We start from the raw sequence: 18170 nt of genomic DNA, 5'->3' as shown, positions 1-18170 counted from the left end.
CGCTACCCGGCGTAGGTGGCGAGGAATATCGCCTCGGCCAGCGCCATGTGTTCGATCTCCTTCGGATCCACGCTCTCGTTGGGCGCGTGGATCAAGGACTTCGGCTCCTCGACACCCATCAGCATGATCTCCGCGTCCGGATAGGTGGTGGCGAAGACGTTGCACAGCGGAATCGAGCCGCCCTGCCCCTGGGTGGTCGCCGGGCGGCCGTAGGACGCGGCCAGCGCCGCTTCCATCGCGGCGCGCGCGGGTCCGCCGGTCGAGGAACGGAACGGCGCTGCGGTGCCTTCCAGCTCGACGGTCAGCCTGGCGCGCCACGGCGTGTTGGCCTCGAGATGCGCGAGCAGCGCCTGGTACGCGTCTTCCGGGTCGGTGCCAGGCGGAATACGCAGGTTGAGGCGGGCCCGCGCGGTCGCGGGGATCGCGGCGGCCGATCCGACCACCGGCGGCGCGTCGATGCCGAGCACGGTCAGCGCCGGTCGCGCCCAGAGCATGTCGGCGACAGTGCCGTCACCGATGAGTTCGACGTCGCGCAGGACGCGCGCGTCGGCGTGGAACTGCTCGCTCGGGTACTGGACCCCCGGCCAGACCTGATCGTTCGACAACCCGTCGACGGTGGTGTTGCCCCGCTCGTCGCGCAGCGAGGCCAGCAAGCGGATCAGCGCGGCCAGCGCGTCCGGGGCGGGGCCGCCGAACATGCCGGAATGCAAAGGGCTGGCGAGCGTTTCGATGGTGACCACCACGTTCACGCCGCCGCGCAACGTCTGGGTCAGGGTCGGCACACCGGCGGCGAAGTTGCCGCAGTCGCCGACCACGATCGCGTCCGCGCGCAGCAGTTCCGGATTGGCCTCGACGAAGCGCTCCAGTCCTCCGGTGCTCTGCTCCTCGGAACCTTCGGCGACGACGGTCACCCCCAACGGCAGATCCGGGCCGAGCGCGCGCAACGCCGTCAGGTGCATGACGATGTTGCCCTTGCAGTCGGCGCTGCCGCGTCCGTACCAGCGCCCGTCGCGCTCGGTCAGTTCCCACGGCGGGGTGCGCCACGCCGCCTCGTCCATCGGGGGCTGAACGTCGTAGTGACAGTAGAGCAACACCGTGGGCGCGCCGTCGGGGGCGGGCCGGGACGCGACGACCGCCTTGGTGCCGTCCGGCGTTTCGTGTAAGCCGACCGTGGTCAGCCCGGCGGCGACGAACGCGTCGGCCACCCACTGGGCCGCCATGTCGCACTCCTCGATCGGATACTGCCGTGGATCGGCCACCGATTGGAACGAAACAAGCTGCGCCAGATCGGTTTTCGCCTGGTCCATCAATCCGGCCACGGCACCGCGCAATTCCGCCACCCGCACATCCTCCGCCATTCCCCCACCCTATCCCCCGTTCCTCGGGCGGAGTTCGCGCCGCCGACCGGGTGTTCGGACGGTCCGCGCGCGGAAGCGGGAAGTGCGCCCGATGGTGGAAAGGGTGTGCCAAGCTGAGCGTCGAGGGCGTTGGCTAACTGTCGGCATCCTCGGCGGGCACACCCGCACACCGTCGAATCGGGAGGCCGTTCTCATGTCCGAAGCAGCCGATGACCTGTTCGCCCTGCCGGGGCTCAGCCGGTCCGCGCCCCGGTCCGGATTCCCCGCGCACGAGATGTTCCCTCAGGTCGCCTACGAGATCGTGCACGACGAACTGATGCTCGACGGCGTCTCCAGGATGAACCTGGCCACGTTCTGCACCACCTGGGTGGACGACCAGGCGCGCAGGCTGATGTCCGAATGCCTGGACAAGAACATCGTCGACAAGGACGAGTATCCGCAGACCGCCGAACTGGAGCGCCGAGCCGTCCGGATGGTCGCCGATCTGTGGCACGCGCCGGATCCGGCCGTCACGCACGGCACCTCGACCACCGGATCCAGCGAGGCGGCCATGCTCGGCGGCTTGGCGGCGAAATTCCGCTGGCGCAAGCGCGGCGGCACGGGGACGCCCAACTTCGTCTCTGGACCGGTCCAGGTGTGCTGGGAGAAATTCGCGCGCTATTTCGATGTCGAGATCCGCCAGATTCCGCTACGTGGCGAGCGGCTCACCATGCACCCCGACGACCTCGCCCGGTACTGCGACGCGAACACCATGATGGTCGTGCCCACCTTCGGGCAGACCTACACCGGCCTGTTCGAGGATGTGGCCGGGATCAGCGCGGCGCTCGATGCCTTGCAGCGCGAGAAGGGCCTGGACATCCCCATTCACGTCGACGCGGCCAGTGGCGGCTTCCTGGCCCCGTTCGCCGCACCGGATCTGGTCTGGGATTTCCGGCTGCCCAGGGTCAAGTCGATCAACGCCTCCGGCCACAAGACCGGGTTGGCCCCACTCGGCGCGGGCTGGGCGATCTGGCGCGAAGCCGACGACCTGCCGCAGGAGTTGATCTTCGACGTCGACTACCTCGGCGGCAGCATGGCCACCTTCAACCTGAACTTCTCCCGGCCCGGCGGGCAGGCGATCACGCAGTACTACCAGTTCATCCGGCTGGGGCGCACCGGCTACGCGCGGGTGCAGTCCGCGATCTACCGCGCGGCGCAGCACTTGGCCGCGGGAGTGCGCGGGCTCGGGGTCTTCGAACTGATCCACGACGGCGACCCGCAACGCGGCATCACGGCGGTGTGCTGGCGCCTGACCGGCGATCCCGGCTTCAACCTCTACGACCTGTCCGACCGGCTGCGTTCCCGAGGCTGGCTGATCGCCGCCTATCCGCTGCCCGCCGACCGGAACGACGAGACGGTGATGCGGGCGGTGCTGCGCCACGGCTTCACCATCGACATGGCCGACCTGCTGCTCGCGGACCTCGACCGCTGCATGCGGCAGCTGCGGCAGCGGCCGTTCTCGACCTCGCTCACGCGCGCCGAGGCGGGCGGCTTCACACACGACGCGGCGCCCGCCGTAGCGAAGCCGTCGATCGCCGCGTCCTGACAGCGCCGCCGCCCGGCTACGCCATTCGCGGGCGGCGGCGCCGATCGGTCGCGCGAAGGCGGTCCCGACCGGCCGCGGGCGATGGAGCCGACCCACCGTCGCCCGCGGCGTCAGTCATGCGGCCCGAGCCGCCGCGAAGGGCTCCCACCGGTAGGTGGCGCCCACCGCACCGTGGAACAGCGCGAGGTCGACGGCGTCGAGCACGGCTTGGCGCGGACCGGACCGCCCCAGCTGTGCGGCGGACACGGCCAGCCGCAGCACCCCGCCGCGACGGGCGGTGCGCGCGGCGCCCATGATCAGGGCGCGGCACCACCACGGTTCCGCGCGGAAACCCTCGCCGATGCCGTACACCCTGGCCTTCTGCGCCGTGTTGCGCTCCAGGTCGACGATCGACGTGAGGCCGAGCGCCAGCCGGAAACCGGCTCCTGGCAGCGCCTCGAGCGCCCCCGTCGAGGCATCCCAGCGGGGAGCGGCGAACAGCCGGGTGCGCAGGTCGACCTGCTCCAGCACCCGGTCCGCGGCGGTCAGCCGCAGCCGCGCCTCGTGTCCGGGCAGCGTGGCGAACTCGGCGCGCCGCCGCTTGGTGGCCGCCTGGTCGTAGCCGTGCAGCACGATCGCGTCGCCGCGAGTCCGCCTGCCGCGCAGCCAGGCCTGCGTCGCGGGATCCTCCAGCAGCCGGTATTTGCCCTTCAGCCGCGGCGCGACCAGCAGCGAGAGCGGCACGCCGCGCCGATCCATCTCTTCGGCGAATTCGATCGCCGTGTCCCGGGTGGTGTCCCTGATCCCGGAAATCGACACGATCAACTCAGCGTTCATGACCCCACGGTGCCAGCCGCACGTGTCCGTGATGTGCAGAGTGTATGACCACGTGGCGAACACTCCGCCACGCCTGTGCCGAGTGGTCGCCCCGCGGTCGGCGCGCCGATGCCACCCGATGGCGGGCGTCGGCGCGCCGGTGCGCTACGCGCCTGCGAGACCGAGCGTGTCCAGAATCCAAGCGTGCTCGAAGGCCACTTCCCGCCATTTCTCGTAGCGCCCGCTGACCCCGCCGTGGCCCGCGCTCATCTCCGTCTTCAGCAACAGCGGCGCATCACCGGTCGCGGTGGCGCGCAGCTTGGCGATCCACTTCGCGGGCTCGACGTAGAGCACGCGGGTGTCGTTCAGGCTGGTGATGGCCAGGATCGCCGGATAGTCCTTGGCTTCGACGTTCTCGTACGGCGAGTAGGACTTCATGTACGCGTAGACGTCCTCGTCGGCGAGCGGATTCCCCCATTCGTCCCACTCGATCACGGTGAGCGGGAGCGACGGATCGAGGATGGAGGTGAGCGGATCGACGAACGGGACGTTCGCCAGAATGCCCGTGAACAGTTCGGGGGCCAGGTTCGCCACCGCGCCGACCAGCAAGCCGCCCGCACTGCCGCCGTCGGCGATCAACCGGTCCGGGGCCGTGACCCCGGTGTCGACGAGATGCCGTGCGGCGGAGACGAAGTCGGTGAAGGTGTTCTTCTTGGTGAGCGTCTTGCCGTGCTCGTACCAGAGCCTGCCCATCTCGCCGCCGCCGCGCACGTGCGCGACCGCGAAGACCATGCCGCGATCCAGCAGCGACAATCGGGCAACCGAGAAGGACGGGTCGATGCTCGCCTCGTAGGAGCCGTAGCCGTACAGCAGCAGCGGCTTCGGCCCCTCGGCCGTCGTCTTCTTCCGCACGAGCGAGATCGGAATCCGGGTGCCGTCCTCGGCCACGGCCCAATCCCGGTGCTGCTCGTACTCGTTCGCGTCGTAGCCGCCGAGCACGGGCTGTTCCTTGCGCAGCAGCAGCTCACCGGTGACCGGGACGTAGTCGAACACCTGCATCGGCGTGATGAACGAGGTCACACCGATGCGCAGGGTCGGCTGCGCCCACTCCGGGTTGGAGCCGACGCCGACCGCGAAGAGTTCCAGATCGAAGTCGAGTTCCCGGCGCTCGCCGTAACCGGAGTCGGTCAGCGGCCACACCGCGATCCGGGTGAGCGCCTCGCGCCGGTAGCTGAGCACCAGGTGGTCGCGGAACGCGTCGATGTCCTCGAGCCGCACGTCCTCGCGATGGCCGATCAGCTGGGTGAGGTTCGACGGGTCGTCCACCGGGGCCTCGGCGAGCACGAAGTTCTCCGCCTTGACGCCGTCGACCACGTCGTTGTGCAGGATCAGGAAGCGGTGCTCGCCGCCGATCACCGCGTGCTCGGCGGAGTACTCGACGCCCTCGCGGCGCGGCAGCAGCACACGGAACTCGCCCTCGGGATCATCGGACTCGAGGACCCAGCCCTCGCTGGTGATCTTGGAGCCGACCCAGATCATCAGGTATTTCTCCGAGCGGCTCGCGCCGATGCTGACCCAATAGCGCTCGTCGGGTTCGTGGAACACTTTGACGTCGGGATCGGTGGCGCCGAGCCGGTGCCGCCACACCGTATCGGGCCGCCACGACTCGTCGACGGTCTGATAGAAGACGTGGCTACCGTCCAGCGACCAGGTCGCGCCCGGAGCGGTGCCCGCGATCTCGTCGCCGAGCAGTTCGCCGGTGCGCAGGTCCTTGAAGCGCAGCACGTACCGCTCGTCACCGACGTTGTCCACCGAGTAGGCGAGCAGCGTGCCGTCATGGCTGATCGAGAACGCGCCGAGCGAGAAGAAATCGTGTCCTTCGGCCAGTTCGTTGCTGTCGAGCAGCACCTCTTCGCCCTGCACCTCGGTCTCGGCGTTCAGCTGCGGCGGAGTCCACGCGTCGATGCCTTCGGCGCCCGCCGCGATCGGGCACCGGCAGTGCACGCCGTACTGCTTGCCCTCGAAGCTGCGCGAGTAGTACCAGTAGTCGCCCAGCCGGGTTGGCACCGACAGATCGGTCTCCTGCGTGCGCGCTTTGATCTCGTCGAAGATCGTCTCGCGCAGCGTGCTCAGGTGCTCGGTCTGCGCCTCGGTGTAAGCGTTCTCCGCCTCCAGGTAGGCGATGACGTCGGGGTTGTCCTTGTCCCGCAGCCACTCGTACTCGTCGACGAACACGTCGCCGTGGTGCACCCGCTCGGTGGGCACCGTCTTGGCGACCGGCGGCGCCACCGCGCCGCTACCGGGTTCGGAGATCGTTCCGCTGTCGAGAGCCATGGCGTCCACCCTACTGTTCGGATGCCTCGCCGCCCGCCGCCTGGATGATGCCGTCGAGCACGTCACCGGTCCGGCGCAGATCGCGCATCGCCTGATCGATCCTGGCGCGCTCCTCGGTGAGCTTTTCCACCAGGAACGGCGTCGCCCTGGCGTTGGGCGTGCCGTCGACGTCGTGGATGCACGGCAGCAGTTCGCCGATCGTGTCGCTGTGCAGGCCGGCGGCGAACATCTGCTGGATGCGCCGGACGCGGTCGACCGCCGCCTCCGCGTACTCTCGCTGCCCGCCGGAGGTCCGCTCCGAGGCCAGCAGTCCCTTGGTCTCGTAGTACCGCAGCGACCGGACGCTCACGCCGGTCCGCTCGGCGAGTTCACCGATCCGCACCATCACTCCTTGACCTAACATCAATGTCAGGTTTTACGGTACAGCCATGCTGCTGTTGACCGAATACCGCAACCACCCGCTCGACCTCCCCAACCGGATCGTCATGGCGCCGATGACCCGGCTGCGCTCGCTGCCCGACGGCTCGCCGACCGGCGACGTCGCCGCCTACTACGCCCAGCGCGCCACGGCGGGACTCATCGTCACCGAGGGCATCTGGCCGCATTCGACCGGCCAGAGCGAAGCGTGGGTGCCCGGCTTGCAGACGCCCGCGCACGTCGCGGCGTGGCGCCAGGTCACCGAGGCGGTGCACACGCGCGGCGGACGGATCTTCGCGCAGCTCATGCACGGCGGGCGCAAGGGTCATCCGCTCGCCCGGATCGATGGATCCTGGCCCGCCGGACCGTCGGCGGTGCTGGACGACGACAGAGTGCACCTGATCGACGGCGGCAAGGCCGATCCGATCACTCCCGCCGCACTCGATCGCGCGGATATCGAGGCCACGATCGAGCACTACGCCGCCGCCGCGCGCAATGCCGTGGCAGCGGGCTTCGACGGCGTCGAGATCCACGGCGCGAACAGCTATCTGCTGCACCAATTCCTCGCCGACAACACCAACCTGCGCGACGACGAATACGGCGGTTCCATCGCCAACCGCATGCGGCTGCCCCTCGCGGTGGTGGACGCGGTGAGCGAGGCCATCGGCGCGCACCGCACCGCCATCCGGCTCTCGCCGGGCAATCCCCAGTTCAACATGTACGAGGCCGACCCGGCCCCGCTCTACCGCGCACTCGTCAGCGAGCTCGATCGCCGCGAGTTGGCCTACCTGCACCTGACCGACAACGACCGCTACCCGGCGCTGGCCGACCTGCGGCCGCGCTGGCACGGCACGCTCATCGCGAACATCGGCGAGAATCGCGAGCCGACCACGGCGGCGGGCGCGGAACAGGTGCTGCGCGCCGGTCACGCCGACCTGGTTTCCTTCGGCAGGCAGTTCATCTCGAATCCCGATCTCGTGCACCGCATTCGGCATGACCTGCCGCTGGCTCCCATCCGCGAGGAATACCTGTACGGCCGCACCGCCGAGGGCTACAGCGACTATCCGAACTGGACCGCGGCCGAACTGGTGCGCGACTGACTCGTCGCTACGGGAAACGCGGGCGCGGCCGATTCCTCGCGTCCCGCGAAAACCCGAGAGGCCGGGGCATCACCGCGCCGATCGATGACGCCTCGGCGATGATCGCCGACCATGAGCCGAGCGGCGGGCGAGCTCAGTCCAGCGCGCCGCGGATCGAGGAGGCCAGGTAGTCCAGATCCTCCCGCCGCGGACTGGTCGGGCGGCCGCGCAAGCCGAACCCGTCGCCCGGAGTACGCGGGATCACGTGCAAGTGGACGTGGAATACCTCTTGCCCGGCGGTAACTCCATCCGCCAGAAAAAAATTCACCCCGTCGCACCCCACCTCACTGGCCCGCAACGCCGCCGCAAGCCGCTGCCCCACCTGGAACAACTTCCCCCCGACGACCGGATCGAGCTCCGCCAGACTGCGCGCCGCCACCTTCGGCACCACCAGCAGATGCCCCGGCGTCATGGGCCGAATGTCCATGAACGCCAGAACATCGTCATCCTCGTAGACCTTGCTCGACGGCGCTCGCCCGGCAACGATATCGGCGAAAATCGTGTAGGGATTCACGACTCGCAGCCTATGCGGTCGTCTGTGTCTTCGTGCTACGCAATCCCTTCCGGTTCCCGCCCGCGCGACGAAGGATTTCGCCGCGAAAGGCGCAGTCCGCTAGAGGATCGGTGACGGCGAGTATCGGGCCGCGTCCGGGTACCGGTCGACGAGTTTCTGCACCTGGCCGATCACCTCGGCGACCTGGGCTTCGGCGGCGCCGACGAAGACGGACTTGTCGGACAGCGCCGCGTCGAGGGCGGGGCGGTCGAGCGGGAGGCGCGGGTCGGCGGCGAGGCGGTCCAGGAGGTCGGGTTCGCGACCCTGCTCGCGCATGGCCAAGGCGACCGCGACGGCGTGCTCCTTGATCACCTCGTGCGCGGTCTCGCGGCCGACACCGGTCCGGACGGCTGCCATGAGGATGCGGGTGGTGGCGAGGAACGGCAGGTACCGGTCCAGTTCGCGGGCGATCACCGCCGGGTAGGCGCCGAACTCGGCCAGCACGGTGAGGAAGGTCTCCATCATCCCGTCGATGGCGAAGAACGCGTCCGGCAGCGCGACGCGGCGGACCACCGAGCAGAACACGTCGCCCTCGTTCCACTGCGCACCGGCCAGCTCGGCCGCCATCGAGGCGTAACCGCGCAGCACCACTTGCAGACCGTTGACCCGTTCGCAGGAGCGGGTGTTCATCTTGTGCGGCATCGCCGAGCTGCCCACCTGCCCGGGCTGGAAACCCTCGGTGACCAGCTCGTGCCCGGCCATGAGCCGGATGGTGTGCGCGAACGAGGACGGGCCCGCGCCCACTTGCACCAGCGTGGACAGCACATCGTGATCCAGCGAGCGCGGGTAGACCTGGCCGACGCTGGTGAGCACGGTCGCGAAACCCAGGTGCCGGGCGACCTGCTGCTCCAGCCGGGCGAGTTTGGCCGGGTCGCCGCCGAGCAGGTCGAGCATGTCCTGCGCGGTGCCCATCGGGCCCTTGATCCCGCGCAGCGGGTAGCGGTCGATCAGCTCGCGCAGCCTGGTGAGCGCGATCAGCAATTCGTCGGCCGCGGAGGCGAACCGCTTGCCGAGGGTGGTGGCCTGCGCCGCGACGTTGTGCGAGCGGCCCGCCATCACCAACGCCTGGTATTCCGCGGCGCGCTCGGCCAGTCGCGCGGCGATCGCGACGCCGTGCGCGTGCACGTGCTCGAGCGAGAGCCGGATCTGCAGCTGCTCCACGTTCTCGGTGAGGTCGCGGCTGGTCATGCCCTTGTGCACGTGCTCGTGCCCGGCCAGCGCGTTGAACTCCTCGATGCGCGCCTTCACGTCGTGTCGGGTGACCCGCTCGCGTTCGGCGATGGAGGACAGATCCACCTCGTCGAGCGCCCGCTCGTAGTCGGCGATCACCCCGTCGGGCACGTCGACGCCCAGCTCGGCCTGTGCCCGCAGCACCTCCAGCCACAACCGCCGCTCGAGTACGACTTTGTGCTCCGGCGACCACAGATGCACCAGCCCGGGACTGGCGTAGCGGGTGGCGAGGACATTGGGGACGATGCTCACGTCCGGTCAGTCTAGTGCTCGGTAACGATCCACTTGCTGGGGCGTGGCACGCACGGGGCTGTCCGCGGCCGCGTAGGCCGCCGCCTCCGGAGGCGCCGACCGCGCCGGGGGCGCGACGATGTCGATCACTTCCAGCAGCGCGCCGCGAGCCATCCGCCGGGGCTCCGGGTCCATCTCGGTGAGCGCGGCGACCACGGCTCCGTCCACCACCGCGACGAGTCGGCGCAACTGTTCCGGCCGCACCATCCGGTCGGATCGGCGCAGCACGTCGGCCAGCAGCTCGTCCAGCTGGGCCCGCAGCCGTAGCTGGACTTCGCGTAGCTCCGGGTGCCGCGCCGACGCGACCGATCGCTCGTAGCGGGCGATGAGCTGCCCGCGCGCGCCCTCGTCGGCCCCGTCGCTGCCCACCAGCAGGTCGAGCACAAGGTCGACGGTGGCCTCCGCGCCGCGGCGGCGGTGGCTCACCTCGCCGACGCGCCTGCGCATCGCGTCCAACTCGGCGTTGCCGCTGAACTCGACCGCTCGCGCGATGAGGTCGTCCAGCGATTCGAAGTAGTAGGTGGTCGACGCCAGAGGCAGATCAGCGCGCGTCGCAACCGAACGATGCCGCACCGCCTCGAATCCGCCTTCGAGCAACAGCTCGGCAGCGGCGGCTATCAAAGCCTGGCGACGCCGTTCGCCTTTCGGGGTCGTCGCGGTGATCACCGTGCCATCGTGCCAGTCGTCATCAGTTCTTCCAGGGGAAATCAGCGAGGAAAAGCAACCATCGTTGTTTTACCGCATCCGCGCGGCCGGGGTGCCGAACTGCGAAAAGTTCTTGCCGGGCAAAGCTTTCAAACGCGTAGATAGTGCCCTAGACGCAGCAGCGCCGCCTCGATGTCGGCGGTGGCTCCGGCAAACGAGAAACGTACCGTTCGGTGTCCGTTGACGGTGTCGAAATCCACTCCCGGTGCGAGCGCGACGCCGGTGTGGTTCAGCACGTCGGCGCACCAGGCGCGGGAGTCGTCGGTGAGGTGGCCGATGTCGGCGTAGGCATAGAAGGCGCCGTCGGCCGGGGCCAGGTCGGTGATGCCCAGTTTCGGCAGTCCGTCCAGCAGCAACCTGCGGTTCACCGCGTACCGGCGGACGTGCCCGTCGAGTTCCGCCTTGGCCTCCGCGCCGAACGCGTGCAGCGCCGCGTACTGCGAGATCGCGGGCGGGCACACCGTCAGGTTCGAGGCCAGGCGCTGCAACGCGGGGCGCAACCCGCTCGGCACCAGCATCCAGCCCAGCCGCCAACCCGTCATGGAGAAGTACTTGGAGACCGAGCCGATCACCACCGCTTCCCGCGATGTTTCCCACGCCGACGAGGTCGCGCTGTCGGCCCCCGTGTCATAGGTGATGCCGTGGTAGATCTCGTCGGAAATCAGCAGCGTGCCGTGCTCCTCGCACCAGCGGGCCAGCGCCGCGAGCTCCGCCGGGGCGATCATGGTGCCGGTGGGGTTGGCAGGGCTGGCCACCACCAGACCGGCGGGCGGCTCCGGAAGCGCTTCGAGCATGGCGACGGTGGGCTGGAACCTGGTCTGCGCGCCGCAGTCCAGCTCCAGCACGCGGCAGCCGAGCGCGGCGAGCGTGTTGCGGTAGGCCGGATAGCCCGGACGCGCGACCACGACGGTGTCGCCGGGGTCGAACGCGGCGAGGAAGATCAGCGAGAAGGCGCCGGACGAGCCGGTCGTCACGACGACGTCGTCCGGATCGACCTGATAACCGTAGGTCTCCCGATGATGTTCGGCGATCGCTTCCCGAATCGCCAGGATGCCGAAAGTCTCGGTATAGCCCAGCAATTCGGACTGAATGGCCAGTTGGGTCGCGCGCAGCACCGGCGCGGGCGCAGGCGTCGACGGCTGCCCCGCCGCGAGTACGAGCACATCACCGTGCGTCCGGGCGCGTTCCGCGGCGGCTTTCCACACATCCATCACGTAGAAAGGTGGAATGGTCGACCGGCGAGATTCTCTGGACACTCGACAGACGGTAGAGCACGCTTCACCGCGCAGTCGCGGTTATGGTCTACCCGATGCTCGATAAGTCTCGACGAGACGGACTCGACCGAGTGCGCGGAGTAGCCGGCATAGGCGTCATTCCGCGCGACTGGCGTGCGCGCCTACCGCGACGTTCCCGACCTCGACTTTTCGGGAGACTCGATCCGCGCGTGCTGTGGGCGCGCCGCCGCCACCTGCGGGCCTGGTGGCGGCGCAGGCCGGATCCCCGTGACCTGTGGCGCCGCAAACCCACCGGCGAGGAGTTGCTCGGCCTGGCGCGCAAGCACAAGGTGCTGCTCGGCGGGCTCGCGGCGACCGCGGTGTTCGCCGCGAGCGACATGTCGTTCGCCGGGACGGTCACCGATCGCACACCCGCGCCGGACCGCGCCCAGCTCGTCGCCGTCGCGTATCCACCGCAGATGCAGAACACTCCGCCCTCGGTGACCAGGTTGCTGAACGCCATCGCCAACGGTGAGCGGCTGCGCGAACAGGCGGTGGTCGCGGCCGCCGCACGCGCGACCCTCGAACGCGCGAAGGCCGAGGCCGCCGCCGCCGTCGCCGGTGAGCAGCAGCCGTGGATGACCGGAACCGCACCGGTGCAGCCCGGGGCGATGCTGCCGGGCGGCCGGGGCTTCGTTCTACCCGCCCACGGCGTCTTCACCTCCGGCTTCGGCTCGCGCTGGGGCACGTTCCACAACGGCATCGACATCGCGGGCCCGATCGGCACCCCGATCTACGCGGTCGCCGACGGCACCGTCATCGACGCGGGACCGGCGCAGGGCTTCGGCCTGTGGGTGCGAATCCGCCACGATGACGGCAGCATCACCGTCTACGGGCACATGTACGACTTCTTCGTCTCGGTCGGCGAGCGGGTGCCCGCGGGGATGCAGATCGCCCGCATGGGCAACCGAGGCGACTCGACGGGGCCGCACCTGCACTTCGAGGTGATCGTCGGCGGACAGCACGTGGACCCGCAGCAGTGGCTGGCGGTGCGCGGACTCACGTTCGGCTGAACCGCGACGCACCCGGTGGCTCGAGCGGCATCGGGGCACGCGCAACCGTCGGCACAGGAGCGGTTCCCACGCACCTGCGGCGAGGACCGGCGCTGCGCTGGTGTGGACGACGGTCGGCCACGTAGCGGCATAGGAGATCGACGCCGCGGACCAGGCCCCGACCAGTAGCAGGCTCAGCAGTTCGAGCCCCATACTGCCGTCTGCTGGGCGGCTATCAGGGCCTGCACCGACCGAGCCGGTTCGACCCCGATCCACTGCCTCTGCTGTACGGCGACCAGGGCGGCTGCACCGACCGAGCCGGTTCGACCCCGATCCACTGCCTCTGCTGTACGGCGACCAGGGCGGCTGCACCGACCGGACCGGTTCGACCCCGATCCACTGCCTCTGCTGCGCGGCGACCAGGGCGGCTGCACCGACCGGACCGGTTCGACCCCGATCCACTGCCTCTGCTGCGCGGCGACCAGGGCGGCTGCACCGACCGAGCCGGTTCGACCCCGATCCGCCGGCTCTGCTGCGCGGCCACCAAGGCCTGCACCGACCGAGCCGACCGCTCAGACCTCGATGCGGTTCTCGACGGCGGCCAAGCCGATATCCGTGCGGTAGTGGCTGCCCGGCAGTTTGATCGCGGCGATGCGGTCGTAGGCGCGAGCGCGGGCCTCGGAAAGGTCGGCGCCGACGCCGACCACGTTCAGCACCCGTCCGCCCGCGGAGAGCAGGGCGCCGTCTTCGCGCTGCGTGGTGCCCGCGTGCAGCACCGTCGCGTTCTCGTCGGACGCGCCCTCGCCCGCGCCGGAGATCGCGTCGCCGAGACGCGGACGCCCCGGGTAATTCTCCGCGGCGAGCACCACGGTGATCGCGGAGCCGTCGCGCCAGCGCGGCGGGGCGACCTGCGCCAGCGTGCCGGTGGCGGTGGCGTGCAGCAGCTCGCCGAGCGGGCTTTCCAGCAACGCGAGCACCGCCTGCGTCTCGGGATCGCCGAAGCGGCAATTGAATTCGACCACGGCGGGTCCGGCCGCGCCGATCGCCAGCCCCGCGTAGAGCAGGCCGGAGAAGCCGCTGCCGCGCCGCACCAACTCGGCGGCAACGGGTTTCACCACGTCGTCGACGATCGCGGTGACGGTCTGCGCGGGCAGCCAGGGCAGCGGCGTATACGCGCCCATGCCGCCGGTATTGGGGCCGGTGTCGCCGTCACCGACGCGTTTGTGGTCCTGCGCGGGCAGTAGCGGAACCACCGTCTCGCCGTCGACCAGGCAGAACAGCGAAACTTCCGGTCCGTCCAAGAACGATTCCAGCAGCACGGGGTGGCCTTGTTCGAGCAGTTCGGCCCCGTGCTCGCGCGCGGCGGAGCGGTCGGCGGTCACCACCACGCCCTTCCCCGCCGCGAGTCCGTCGTCCTTCACCACCCAGGTAGGACCGAAACGGTCCAGCGCGTCGTCCAGCTCGGCCGGGTTGTCCACCACCTCGCTGTGCGCGGTGCGCACGCCCGCGGCGGCCATCACATCCTTGGCGAACGCCTTGGAGCCTTCGATCCGGGCGGCCGCGGCCGACGGGCCGAAGCACGGGATGCCCGCCACCCGCACCGCGTCGGCGACGCCGAGCACCAGCGGGACCTCGGGGCCGATCACCACCAGGTCGGTGTCCACCTCGGTGGCCAGCGCGACCACGTCCTCGGCGGCGCACGGGTCGACCGGGCGGACCTGCGCGTGCTGGGCGATCCCGGCGTTACCGGGGGCGGCGAAGAGCGCGGTCACCGCGGGGTCCCGGCGCAGCGCCAGGACGAGGGCATGTTCACGGGCTCCGGAACCGATGACGAGTACACGCACGGCAGACAGCCTAAACGAGCCGTTCGGCGTCTTCGCCGCTGCCGGTGCGCGCGGAGGGGATGATGAAAGGGGACAACGGATGTGGGGCGTGACACGGCCCACACCGACCACTGTCGTCCTTTCCGGCACGAGCGGGGGCCTGACCACTCGTGCCGCCGGAGCATCCGAAGGAAGTGCTGAGATGGGTCTGATCGACGGACTGATGGGCAACGCCGGCCGGATCGATCCGGGACAGGCGCAACAGGAGTACGCCAAGCTCCTCGGCAACGGCGAACAGGTCTACGCCGCGTACCTGCTGGTCCGCGACGCGATGCTGTTCACGAACCGCCGCCTGATCCTCATCGACAAGCAGGGCGTCACCGGCCGCAAGGTGAGCTACCACAGCGTTCCCTATCGCGCGATCACCCACTTCTCGGTGGAGACCGCAGGCACCTTCGATCTGGACGCGGAGCTGGCCATCTGGATCTCGGGCAGCGACGAGCCGCTGCTGAAGCGGTTCAACCGGCAGGTGGACATCTACGAGGTGCAGGGCATCCTGTCGCATTTCGTCGCGGTGTAGCGCGGGGCGGTCCGGCGCTTTGGGCACACGGGCCGGTCTACGCTGCGGGACATGGCTTCTGTCTTCAGCGCGATCATCGCCGGTCAGCTCCCGGGCCGTTTCGTCTGGGAGGACGACGAGTTCGTCGGTTTCCTCACCATCGCCCCGGTCACTCCCGGTCACACCCTCGTGGTGCCCCGCAAGGAGATCGACCACTGGCAGGACATCGACGCCGACACCCTCGCCCGGCTGACCGCCGTCGCACAGAAGATCGGCCAGGCCGTGCGCGCGGCCTGGGACGCGCCGCGCGCCGGTCTGCTGATCGCCGGCCTGGAAGTGCCGCATTTGCACGTCCACGTGTTCCCGGCCTTCTCGCTGGGTGACTTCGACATCTCCGGCGCCGACCCGAACCCGAGTCCGGAGTCCCTGGACGAGGCCCAGGCCAAGATCAAGCAGTCGCTGCGCGACCTCGGCCACGGCGACAACGTCCCAGGCTGATCCGCCTCTCCGGGTATTCAGGCCGTACTGGTCGGGTGGTGCGTAATTTGCGTTCAGGTCCTGCGTTGCGTGCCACGTAGGTTTTGGGCGTACCCGGTGAGTTACCCATGTTCGTACGAGATCAGTCGTCGCCTCGGCTTTGGTAAGGGCCGGCCGCTCCCCGCGGTCGACCCTTACCTTTCTCTATCTATCGTCAGCTCGCGACGTCGTGCAAGGGTGTATCGACTCCGCCGATCGCGACCGTGGCCAGGGTTTGGCTCGGGGTCCAGTAGATCCGGCCGTGCTCGAAGTCCTGGTAGGTACCCGTGTCCCAGGGGATCTCGTCGGTCGTCGGCCAGCCCAGCGGGCCGGTCTGGTAGCCCGAGCGGTTCCAGCGGTCGCGGATCGCGCCGTGCACCCAGCACACGCTGTCGCTCGATTGGCGCCGGTAGAGCGCTCCGCCTTGGAAGCCTTGCACCTCACCCGTCGTCTGGCCATCCGCCCCGTGCACGACGGTGCGGTCGGTGATCGGGTAGCCGAGCGGGCCTGCCTCCCAACCCAATGCTTCGAACTTTCCCCACAGCGTCTCCGGGATGGCGTGCGCGCCGGTGTCCGGATGCCAATAGATGTACCCGTGCTCGAACTGGGCGAAGCGCCCCGCGCCGTCGGGTGTCGCGATCTCCCCTGCGGTGATCCGTGTACCGAGCCACGGATTCGCCGCCGCGCAATCGTTGATCGCGTTCGGCTCCGACCCGCTCGGCTCGCCGGTGGCGAAGCCGCGCACGTCGTCGGCGAACACGTCCCACGGGAAATTCGGTCCCACATCGGTGTGCGTTCCGATGCCGAGACACTCGGTGACGTACTTGTGGTCGGAAATGCCCTGGCGCCGCTGGTAGGGCGGCTTGATGACATACGTGTCGAAGCCGTATTTGCGCGCGTCCTGCACCGCGAGCCAGGCCGCGATGCGGATATCGTCGCGGATGCGCAGCCAGTCGTTCCGGCTCCATGCGACGCGGCTGCCCGCGAAGCAGAGGTTGATGGTGAACGAGTTCGCGTCCAGCACCGACCAGCTGGCCAGGTCGGTGTCGACCACGTCGACCACCACGCCATCGCGGACGGTGTAGTGGTAGCTCACGCCGTTCGCCGGATTGTTCAGATAGTTGGCCAGGCTCTCGGCGGTTCCGTTGCCTTCCTGGGTATGCAGCAGGAAGTTCTCGACGCGCGCACCGTGGCGGCTGGACGCGGAGTCACCCATCCGGTCCAATTCGACGTAATCGGGCTTCTGCATTGTTCCCCCTGAGTTCGGATTCGCCTTCGACCATTGGCCGTAGTCGGCGGCGAGGACTTTGTCGACATCCACGACGACGCCGCCGACCCGGTCGGCGTCGATGCGGATCTGATGGAGGTGCGCGGCGGGATGGTCGCCGTTGATCGAGGAATCACCGGACCAGTTGTGTTGCCAGAACCACGTGGCGACGCCGTCCTCGAGCGCCCAGTCGATGCACCGGGCGTTGCCGTACATGCCGGTCCATTCCAGACCGACGACCGATGCCCAGCCCCGGAGAAACGGCGCGATCAGCGAATTCCACTCGTCCAGCGACGGATTCGCGTCAACGGGGGCATACAGCGGGCGGGAATCCGGCCCGCCGGCCGCGCGGTGGTAACCGAGCGCGATCCGCGCGTGGCGCACGCCCGCGTCGTAACCGCCTTTCCAGTCCGACGTCTCCCCCTTGCCGTACTGGTAATTGGTGACTATCTCGAGCCCGATGGCGCGTAATCGGTCGCAGTATTCCCGCCGCAGCGGCTTCGCACCGAAATTCGTGCCAGGACGGGAATCGCTGAAGTAGCCTATGACGCCCGTGTATCCAGCGTCTTTGATCGCTTGCGGCTCGATGAGCGCGGCGGAGAAGTCGATCAGCTCAGTCATCGCGCGCCCCCTTGGTCGTACGAGCCCGCGCAACGGTCGGCGGCAACGCGTTGTATTCGTACATCTGAAGCAACTTTCGGCAGATGGAGAACCCGACAGAGCTAGAGTCACCCGAATGTGCGCGAAGTATGCCGAGATGTCCCGTTTGTGGCCCATCCGGTGTTTGCGCGTGACCTGAACACGCTCGTCACGAGAAATATTTGCGCACACCAGACTACAAACAGACTCGTAGCGGGAAACATGCTCGGCAGTCGGTAATCAGATTTGCCAACTGTTTGCTATCACTCTCGAACTGGTCAGCCGTTTGCGCTGAGCACTCGGGAGCAGGCCAGGATGACGAATTCTTCACCGCAGCCACCGAATTCGAATCGGCGCGTTCGGCGGCAGGTCTTCCGCGGCCACCGCGATCGTTCCCTCTGGCCGCGCCACAGCCCGCAGATCGTCCAACTGGCAGCGCAAGCGGTGCGCCCGGTCCGCCTCGGCTCTCGCCTGCCGCGACCGTGACGCCCTCTCGGAGACTCCCGAAAGCGCCCGGCCCGACCGAATCACGCAGCCGACCTCGAGCCGGAGACGACCGCGACAGCGACGAGCGGTGTCGGGGCCGCCGATCGAATCGAGCGGCATCCTGCCCGGCAGAGACCTCACGGGCTGCAACCACAGAGGTGCCGAATGGTGTCCCGGTCAGGATTGAACTGACGACCGCTCGCTTAC

15 protein-coding genes are annotated in these 18170 nt (G+C 69.0%); 5 read left to right on the top strand and 10 right to left on the bottom strand.

Features of this window, described 5'->3' with window-relative positions:
* Window positions 1–2: 2 nt before the first annotated feature.
* Entirely contained in the window at window positions 3–1358 is a 1356-nt protein-coding gene (locus ABZW96_RS21155) for a dipeptidase (protein ID WP_355076939.1), read from the bottom strand.
* Window positions 1359–1551: 193 nt separating this feature from the next.
* Here ABZW96_RS21155 and ABZW96_RS21150 point away from each other — a divergent pair, with 193 nt between their 5' ends.
* The gene (locus ABZW96_RS21150; protein WP_355076937.1) at window positions 1552–2943 is read left to right on the top strand and encodes a glutamate decarboxylase; all 1392 of its coding nucleotides are present in this window, start codon (window positions 1552–1554) and stop codon (window positions 2941–2943) included.
* A 114-nt stretch (window positions 2944–3057) separates the two neighbouring features.
* On the opposite strand, the gene ABZW96_RS21145 is transcribed toward ABZW96_RS21150, so the two are convergent.
* From ABZW96_RS21145 to ABZW96_RS21135, 3 genes are all read right to left on the bottom strand, one after another.
* Window positions 3058–3759, bottom strand: a complete 702-nt coding sequence (locus ABZW96_RS21145; protein ID WP_355076936.1) for a DUF2334 domain-containing protein — start codon at window positions 3757–3759, stop codon at window positions 3058–3060.
* Between the two features lie 144 nt (window positions 3760–3903).
* Complete coding sequence (locus ABZW96_RS21140; RefSeq protein ID WP_355076934.1) at window positions 3904–6072, bottom strand: S9 family peptidase; 2169 nt, start codon at window positions 6070–6072, stop codon at window positions 3904–3906.
* A 10-nt stretch (window positions 6073–6082) separates the two neighbouring features.
* A complete protein-coding gene (locus ABZW96_RS21135; protein ID WP_355077056.1) occupies window positions 6083–6454 on the bottom strand; it encodes a MerR family transcriptional regulator in 372 nt (123 codons plus the stop codon).
* A gap of 46 nt (window positions 6455–6500) precedes the next feature.
* Between ABZW96_RS21135 and ABZW96_RS21130 the strand changes: the two genes are divergently transcribed.
* A complete protein-coding gene (locus ABZW96_RS21130; protein WP_355076932.1) occupies window positions 6501–7589 on the top strand; it encodes an alkene reductase in 1089 nt (362 codons plus the stop codon).
* A gap of 133 nt (window positions 7590–7722) precedes the next feature.
* Here the strand turns inward: ABZW96_RS21130 and ABZW96_RS21125 are convergent, their stop codons facing one another.
* The 4 genes from ABZW96_RS21125 to ABZW96_RS21110 form a co-directional block, all read right to left on the bottom strand.
* The gene (locus tag ABZW96_RS21125) at window positions 7723–8142 is read right to left on the bottom strand and encodes an HIT domain-containing protein (RefSeq protein ID WP_355076930.1); all 420 of its coding nucleotides are present in this window, start codon (window positions 8140–8142) and stop codon (window positions 7723–7725) included.
* Between the two features lie 99 nt (window positions 8143–8241).
* On the bottom strand, window positions 8242–9663 hold the full coding sequence (gene purB / locus ABZW96_RS21120) for an adenylosuccinate lyase (protein ID WP_355076928.1): 1422 nt from the start codon (window positions 9661–9663) through the stop codon (window positions 8242–8244).
* Between the two features lie 6 nt (window positions 9664–9669).
* Window positions 9670–10368, bottom strand: a complete 699-nt coding sequence (locus ABZW96_RS21115) for a TetR family transcriptional regulator (protein WP_355076926.1) — start codon at window positions 10366–10368, stop codon at window positions 9670–9672.
* A gap of 128 nt (window positions 10369–10496) precedes the next feature.
* The gene (locus ABZW96_RS21110; protein ID WP_355076924.1) at window positions 10497–11663 is read right to left on the bottom strand and encodes a pyridoxal phosphate-dependent aminotransferase; all 1167 of its coding nucleotides are present in this window, start codon (window positions 11661–11663) and stop codon (window positions 10497–10499) included.
* 53 nt (window positions 11664–11716) lie between these two features.
* Between ABZW96_RS21110 and ABZW96_RS21105 the strand changes: the two genes are divergently transcribed.
* Window positions 11717–12694 (top strand): M23 family metallopeptidase, encoded by a 978-nt coding sequence (locus tag ABZW96_RS21105; protein ID WP_355076923.1) that lies wholly within the window; start codon window positions 11717–11719, stop codon window positions 12692–12694.
* Between the two features lie 551 nt (window positions 12695–13245).
* On the opposite strand, the gene purD is transcribed toward ABZW96_RS21105, so the two are convergent.
* Window positions 13246–14517, bottom strand: coding sequence for a phosphoribosylamine--glycine ligase (gene purD, locus ABZW96_RS21100; protein WP_355076921.1), 1272 nt, complete (start codon window positions 14515–14517; stop codon window positions 13246–13248).
* 181 nt (window positions 14518–14698) lie between these two features.
* Here purD and ABZW96_RS21095 point away from each other — a divergent pair, with 181 nt between their 5' ends.
* Together ABZW96_RS21095 and ABZW96_RS21090 are read left to right on the top strand one after the other, a co-directional pair.
* A complete protein-coding gene (locus ABZW96_RS21095) occupies window positions 14699–15076 on the top strand; it encodes a PH domain-containing protein (protein WP_067795076.1) in 378 nt (125 codons plus the stop codon).
* Between the two features lie 51 nt (window positions 15077–15127).
* Window positions 15128–15553 (top strand): HIT family protein, encoded by a 426-nt coding sequence (locus ABZW96_RS21090; RefSeq protein ID WP_355076919.1) that lies wholly within the window; start codon window positions 15128–15130, stop codon window positions 15551–15553.
* 193 nt (window positions 15554–15746) lie between these two features.
* On the opposite strand, the gene ABZW96_RS21085 is transcribed toward ABZW96_RS21090, so the two are convergent.
* Entirely contained in the window at window positions 15747–17459 is a 1713-nt protein-coding gene (locus ABZW96_RS21085; RefSeq protein ID WP_355076917.1) for a glycoside hydrolase domain-containing protein, read from the bottom strand.
* Window positions 17460–18170: the final 711 nt, after the last annotated feature.

Origin of the sequence: Nocardia sp. NPDC004168 (assembly GCF_040610355.1) — a bacterium.
Taxonomy (GTDB): domain Bacteria; phylum Actinomycetota; class Actinomycetes; order Mycobacteriales; family Mycobacteriaceae; genus Nocardia; species Nocardia sichangensis.
Note: the sequence above shows the minus strand (reverse complement) of the source record. Positions and strands in the feature narration are given on the sequence as shown.

Coding starts and splice junctions, on each gene's coding strand:
- ABZW96_RS21095 (WP_067795076.1), top strand. CDS start 14,699: ATGGGTCTGATCGACGGACTGATGGGCAACGCCGGCCGGATCGATCCG.
- ABZW96_RS21130 (WP_355076932.1), top strand. CDS start 6,501: ATGCTGCTGTTGACCGAATACCGCAACCACCCGCTCGACCTCCCCAAC.
- ABZW96_RS21150 (WP_355076937.1), top strand. CDS start 1,552: ATGTCCGAAGCAGCCGATGACCTGTTCGCCCTGCCGGGGCTCAGCCGG.
- ABZW96_RS21155 (WP_355076939.1), bottom strand. CDS start 1,358: ATGGCGGAGGATGTGCGGGTGGCGGAATTGCGCGGTGCCGTGGCCGGA.
- ABZW96_RS21085 (WP_355076917.1), bottom strand. CDS start 17,459: ATGACTGAGCTGATCGACTTCTCCGCCGCGCTCATCGAGCCGCAAGCG.
- ABZW96_RS21145 (WP_355076936.1), bottom strand. CDS start 3,759: ATGAACGCTGAGTTGATCGTGTCGATTTCCGGGATCAGGGACACCACC.
- ABZW96_RS21105 (WP_355076923.1), top strand. CDS start 11,717: ATGCTCGATAAGTCTCGACGAGACGGACTCGACCGAGTGCGCGGAGTA.
- ABZW96_RS21090 (WP_355076919.1), top strand. CDS start 15,128: ATGGCTTCTGTCTTCAGCGCGATCATCGCCGGTCAGCTCCCGGGCCGT.
- ABZW96_RS21140 (WP_355076934.1), bottom strand. CDS start 6,072: ATGGCTCTCGACAGCGGAACGATCTCCGAACCCGGTAGCGGCGCGGTG.